The organism is Burkholderia sp. LMG 13014 (genome assembly GCF_905232215.1).
GTDB lineage: Bacteria > Pseudomonadota > Gammaproteobacteria > Burkholderiales > Burkholderiaceae > Burkholderia.
In genome coordinates this window covers 1-1,070 of sequence record NZ_CAJNKE010001054.1, presented here as the reverse complement: position 1 = coordinate 1,070, position 1,070 = coordinate 1, and the positions used below count along the sequence as shown (strand labels likewise).

The 1,070-nt window shown below is 67.0% G+C and carries 1 protein-coding gene; it reads left to right on the top strand.

The features are described from left to right. Nucleotides 1–1,070: PLP-dependent aminotransferase family protein (locus JYJ84_RS37330; protein ID WP_205190361.1), on the top strand; the 1,070-nt coding region annotated here is incomplete at both ends.

The window sequence follows — 1,070 nt, the reverse complement described above, 5'->3', positions numbered from 1 at the left end:
CGCGCGTGACGACGCGGTGCCGCTCGGCTCGCCGTACCCCGATGCGTCGCAGTTTCCGGTACAGAAGCTCGCGCGCTACGCGCAGACGATCGGGCGGCGCCGCACGCGCTGGGGCGTGATCGACGATCTGCCGCCCGGCAACCAGGAGCTGATCCGCCAGATCGCGCGACGCTATGCGGAGCGCGGAATTCCGGTCGAACCGGACGAGATCGTGATGACGATCGGCGCGACCGAGGCGATCAACCTGTGCCTGCAGGCGGTGGCGCGGCCCGGCGACACGATCGCCGTCGAATCGCCGACGTTCTACGCGATGCTGCACGCGATCGAGCGCATGGGCATGCGTGCGCTCGAGGTCGCGACGCATCCGGTCGACGGCATCGATCTCGACGCACTCGAACGGCTGCTCGAACGCGAACGGATCGCCGCGTGCATGGTGATGCCGAACTTCCAGAATCCGCTCGGCTTCCAGATGCCGGATGCGCGCAAGCGCGCGCTCGTCGAACTCCTCGCGAAACACGGCGTGCCGGCGATCGAGAGCGACGTGTATCACGAGCTGCACTACGGCGAAGCGACGCCGAGCGCGCTGAAGTCGTTCGACCGCGACGGGCTCGTGCTGCATTGCGCGTCGTTCACGAAGAGCCTGTCGCCGCGCTACCGGATCGGCTGGGCGATGCCGGGCCGCTACCGCGACCAGGTCGAGAAGCTGAAATTCCTGAACACGCTGGCCACGCCCGCGATCGAGCAGCTCGCGATCGCCGAATACCTGAAATACGACGGCTACGATTTCCACCTGCGGCGCATGCGCAAGCAGTACGCGCAGCAGGCGAGCCTGATGAGCGCGATGGTGCGGCGTTTCTTTCCCGAAGGCACGCGGCTGTCGCAGCCGCAGGGCGGGTACGTGCTGTGGGTCGAGCTGCCGCCGCAGGTCGATGCGATGAAGCTGTATTCGCTGGCCCTCGCGCAGCGGATCACGGTGGGGCCCGGGCACATGTTTTCGGCCGGCACCGATTACCGGCATTTCATCCGGCTCAACTACAGCTATCCGTGGTCGCGGCAGATCGAGGACGCGT